Raw genomic sequence first — 4,341 nt, forward strand, 5'->3', positions numbered from 1 at the left:
GAACATCGCCCTGGAGGTGGCCAGGCGGCTGCGCGAGCGCGGCGAGCAGGTGCCGCTCGTCGTGCTCCTCTACGCCAACGCCGAGGAGCCCGTGGCCGAGGCGTCGCTGGAGGACGACACGGTCCTGCTGTTCCACGCGCTGGCCGGCGGCCCCGAGGAGACCCTCGGGCTGGACCCGGCCGAACTCGCCGCCCGTCCGCCGGAGGAGCAACTCCTGACCGTCATGGGCGCCGCCTCCGCCGCCGACCGGCTGGCGCCGGACACCGCCGAGGTCGAGCAGGCGCGCCGCTACCTGGCCGTGTTCCGGGCCAACGCGCACGCGGTCGGCGGCTACCGGCACGAGCCCTACGACGGCGACGTCGCGCTCTTCGCGCCCAGGCGCGAGGACGGCAACTGGCCCTCCGTCGCCAAGGGGCGGCTCGCCCACGTCGCGATCCCCGAGGAACGCGTCCCCATCCTGTACGAACCCCTGGTCGCCGGAGCGGCCACCGAGATCAGAAGGTGGATGGATCATGGCATCCCCGACCAGTGAGCAGACGAGCCTCTGGAAGCACCCCGACTTCCTGCGGCTGTGGGCGGGCCAGAGCCTGTCGCAGTTCGGCTCAGCGATCAGTCTCTTCGCGTTCCCCGTCATCGCGGTCACCGTCCTGAACGCCTCCGAGGCGGAGATGGGCGTCGTCGGCTTCCTGCTGCGGCTGCCGATGGTGTTCTTCCTGCTGTTCGGCGTGCTGGCCGACCGGGTGCGCAAGCGGCCCATCCTGATCTGGACGGACGTGGCGCGTTTCGTGCTGCTGATGCTGATCCCGGTCGCGTGGTTCGCCGACCTGCTCACGCTGACCTGGCTCTACGGCGTCATCTTCGCGCTCGGCCTGCTCAGCACGCTCTTCCAGACGGCCTACCGGAGTTACTTCCCGTTCCTGGTGCCGCGGGAGAACTTCATGGAGGGCAACTCCAAGCTGCAGCTGACCGAGTCGGCCGCCCAGACGTTCGGGCCCGGCCTGGCAGCGGCGCTGCTGAAGGTGCTCGCCGCGCCCGCGCTGCTGATCATCGACGCGGTGTCGTACCTGGCCTCCGCGATCGCGGTGTCCCTGATCAAGCGGCCGGAGGCCCGTCCGGAGCCGGACGACACCACCCCCGCGCAGGTGCACAAGGCGATCTGGCAGGGCATGGGCTGGGTGATGCGGCACCGGCTGATCCGGCCGCTGGCCGTCTCCTCGGCCGTGTACTCGCTGTTCATCCTGGGCTCGATGAACTCCATCTACGCCCTGTACGTGATCCGCGACCTGGGCGTGCCCGCGGGCTGGTTCGGCAGCATCCTGGCCGGCGGCGGCGTGGGCGCGATCATCGGGGCGCTGGTCGCCGTCAAGGTGATGCGGCGTTACGCGATCGGCAAGGTGCTGGTGTGGTCGATGGTGTACGGCAACCTGGCGCTCTTCCTCATCCCGCTGGCCGTCGGGCCGGTCTGGGTCTCGGTGGCGATGCTCGTCGTCGCGCAGCTGGTCAGCGGCGTCAGCTCGCAGATCTTCTTCGTCACCAACACCAGCCTGGTGCAGACGGTCACCCCGCCGCACCTCCAGGGCCGGGTGGTGGCCTCGATCTACTCGCTGGGCCTGATCCCCGCCCCGCTGGGCGCGCTCGGCGCCGGCCTGCTGGCCGGCGCCGTGGGGACGCGTACGACGCTGTGGGTGGTCATCGCCGTCGGCGCTCTGGTGCCGATCGCGGCGATGGCCTGGTCGCCGCTGGCCAAGCTCATCGGGATGCCGGAGCCAGACTCGCAATGAGCCGCAGCTGACGGCTGCGCAGCCGCCGGGTGGGCGTGACCAGGCCGACGATCAGCGTGGTCGCGCCCGCCTCCTGGTAGGCCGCCATCCGCTCGCGCACCTTGCCCGCGGGGCCGCACATGGTCATCGCGTCCACGAGCGCGTCGGGCAGCATCGCCATGGCCTCGCCCTGCCGTCCGTCCAGGAAGGCCTCCTGCATGCGGGCGGCCTCCTGCTCGAAGCCGAGCGTGGCGGCCAGGCGGTTGTAGAAGTTGGTCCGGCGCGAGCCCATGCCGCCGAGGTAGAGGGCGAGCATGGGCCGCATCATGTCGTAGGCCAGCTCCTGGTCCTCCTCGACGAGCGTGAGCACCATGGGCGCGACGTCCAGGTCGGCGCCGTTCAGGTGCTTGGCCATGCGGGCCAGGTGGTCGGGCGGGAAGTGGATGGCCAGCCAGCCGTCGGCGAGCTCGCCGGCCAGCGCGACCGTCTTCGGGCCCATCGCGGCCAGGTAGACCGGCAGCCGCTCCTGCACCGGCGCGACGGCCAGCGTCAGCTCCTTGCCCTCGCTGCCGGGCAGGGGCAGCGTCATCGTGGGTCCCTCGTGCCGCACCGGCTCGCCGTCCAGCGCCTTGCGCACCACCTGGAGGTAGTCGCGGGCGCGGGCCAGCGGCCGGTCGAAGCGCTCGCCGTGCCAGCCCTCGACCACCTGCGGGCCGGACGGGCCCACGCCCAGCCGGGCGCGGCCGCCGGAGACCTGGTCGAGGGTGGCCGCCGTCATCGCGGCGACCACGGGCTTGCGTCCCGACATCTGCAGCACGCCGGTGCCGAGCGCGATGCGCTCGGTCTGCCCGGCGATCCAGGCCAGCAGGGTCGCCGGGTCGGTCCCGTAGGTCTCGGCCGCCCACACGGACGAGTAGCCCAGGGCCTCCGCCTCGCGGACCAGCGCCAGGTGGTCGGCGGGGCCGAGGCCCGCGCCGCCCCAGTAGCTCATGCTGTAACCGAGGCGCATCCCATCTCCTCAACGATCGCGGCGGCCAGGGCGTCGGGGGTCTCCTCGGCCAGCCAGTGGGTGGAGTCGAGCTCCTTCAACGCGGGCCGGTGCACGCTCTGCCGCCGCCAGCCCAGGAGGCCGCCCCGGGTCAGCGAGGCGTCCCTGGCTCCGTACAGGACGGAGATCGGCACCGGCAGCGGCGGCCCCGGCCGGTGGTGGTAGCCGGCCAGCAGCCCGAAGTCGGCGCGCAGCGCCGGCTCCAGCACCGGCCAGAGCGCCTCCCGGTCGGCCAGCTCCGGCGGGACGCCGCCGAGCTCGATCAGCTGCTCCCAGAACAGCCACGACGGCAACGACGGCAGGCGGCGCAGCAGCAGGGTCACGTCCGGCGCGGCGAACGAGCCCACGACCAGCCGTTCCGGCCGCCCGCCCAGCTCGACCACGCGCCGGCAGACGAGGAAGGCCAGCAACGCCCCGCTGCAGTAGCCGAACAGCGTGTACGGCTCACGCCACCCGGCCAGGTCGCGCGCCAGGTCGTCGACCAGCCCGTCGAGGTCGGTCCGCGGTTCTTCGGCGAGCCTGGCCTGGCGTCCCGGCAGGTTGACCGACCACAGGCCCACCTCGGGCGGGAAGTGCCCGGCGAGCTCGCCGAGCGAGGCCGGACCGCCGCCCGCGTGCGGGAAGGCGACCAGCGCCCGCTCCCCCTCCTTGACCTGGACGTACCACGGCGTCATCGGGCTTCCCCCAGGTGCAGGGCCAGTTCGGCCGGCGTCGGATGGTCGAACACGGCCCGCACCGAGACGGCGCGGCCCGCCAGCTCCTCCAGCGGGCCGATCAGCCGGACGGCCAGCACGGAGTGGCCCCCGTTGAGGAAGAAGTTGTCGTGCGGCCCGAGCCCGGGCCGGTTCAGCGCCTCGCTCCACAACGCCACCACCTGCCGGACCAGCCCGTCGCCCGCCTCCCGCACCGGGGCGCGGCCCTCGTCGGGCACCTTCAGGTCGCGGTAGGCGATCTTGCCGTTGGCCGTGGTGGGCAGCCTGCCGACGACGATGTACCGGGTGGGGACGGCGTAGTCGGGCAGCCGCGTCCTGGCGAAGCGCCACAGCTCTTCCTCGGTGGTCTCGCCGGTGACCTCCAGGAAGGCGGCGAGCCGTCCGTCGGTCTGCGGGTCGCCGTCGAGGATCACCGCGGCCGTGCGCACCGCCGCGTGCTCGTGCAGCGCGGCCTCGACCTCGCCGAGCTCGATGCGGTGGCCGCGCAGCTTGATCTGCCGGTCGTCGCGGCCGAGCAGCTCCAGCGCGCCGTCGTGGCGGATGCGCGCCCGGTCGCCGGTCCGGTAGAACCGGCCGTACCGGTCGTGATGGCCGAAGCGCTGCGCCGTCAGCTCGGGCCGGTCGAGGTAGCCCGCGCTCACCCCCGCGCCGGCGACGCACAGCTCGCCCGGCACGCCCGGCGGCAGCTCGCGGCCCGCGGCGTCGGTGACGAAGATCTGGGTGTTGGCCAGCGGCTCCCCGGCGGGGACCGGGTCGAGCGGCGGGTCGCGCAGCTCGGCGGCGGTGGACCAGATGGTCGTCTCGGTCGGCCCGTAGACGC

The 4,341-nt window shown here is 73.3% G+C and carries 5 protein-coding genes; 2 read left to right on the top strand and 3 right to left on the bottom strand.

The features are described from left to right. Together ACWCSD_RS48750 and ACWCSD_RS48755 are read left to right on the top strand one after the other, a co-directional pair. The coding region (locus ACWCSD_RS48750; protein ID WP_449926017.1) for a hypothetical protein at nucleotides 1-532 on the top strand (532 nt) is incomplete at its 5' end. After that, entirely contained in the window at nucleotides 513-1,781 is a 1,269-nt protein-coding gene (locus ACWCSD_RS48755; protein WP_449926019.1) for an MFS transporter, read from the top strand. The genes ACWCSD_RS48750 and ACWCSD_RS48755, both read left to right, overlap by 20 nt. On the opposite strand, the gene ACWCSD_RS48760 is transcribed toward ACWCSD_RS48755, so the two are convergent. From ACWCSD_RS48760 to ACWCSD_RS48770, 3 genes are all read right to left on the bottom strand, one after another. Further along, entirely contained in the window at nucleotides 1,750-2,769 is a 1,020-nt protein-coding gene (locus ACWCSD_RS48760) for an LLM class F420-dependent oxidoreductase (protein ID WP_358297780.1), read from the bottom strand. The genes ACWCSD_RS48755 and ACWCSD_RS48760 overlap by 32 nt on opposite strands. Next, nucleotides 2,748-3,482 carry a thioesterase II family protein gene (locus tag ACWCSD_RS48765; RefSeq protein WP_358297783.1) on the bottom strand — a complete coding sequence of 245 codons (735 nt, stop codon included), beginning with the start codon at nucleotides 3,480-3,482 and terminating at the stop codon, nucleotides 2,748-2,750. The genes ACWCSD_RS48760 and ACWCSD_RS48765 overlap by 22 nt, the downstream gene beginning before the upstream one ends. After that, nucleotides 3,479-4,341 (bottom strand): non-ribosomal peptide synthetase (locus tag ACWCSD_RS48770; RefSeq protein WP_449926024.1); only part of this gene is annotated, 863 nt, incomplete at its 5' end. The genes ACWCSD_RS48765 and ACWCSD_RS48770, both read right to left, overlap by 4 nt.

It is taken from the genome of Nonomuraea sp. NPDC001684 (assembly GCF_053596515.1).

What these genes read in the sequence shown, in the direction of transcription:
- ACWCSD_RS48755 (WP_449926019.1), top strand. Translation starts at nt 513, where the DNA reads ATGGCATCCCCGACCAGTGAGCAGACGAGCCTCTGGAAGCACCCCGAC.
- ACWCSD_RS48760 (WP_358297780.1), bottom strand. Translation starts at nt 2,769, where the DNA reads ATGCGCCTCGGTTACAGCATGAGCTACTGGGGCGGCGCGGGCCTCGGC.
- ACWCSD_RS48765 (WP_358297783.1), bottom strand. Translation starts at nt 3,482, where the DNA reads ATGACGCCGTGGTACGTCCAGGTCAAGGAGGGGGAGCGGGCGCTGGTC.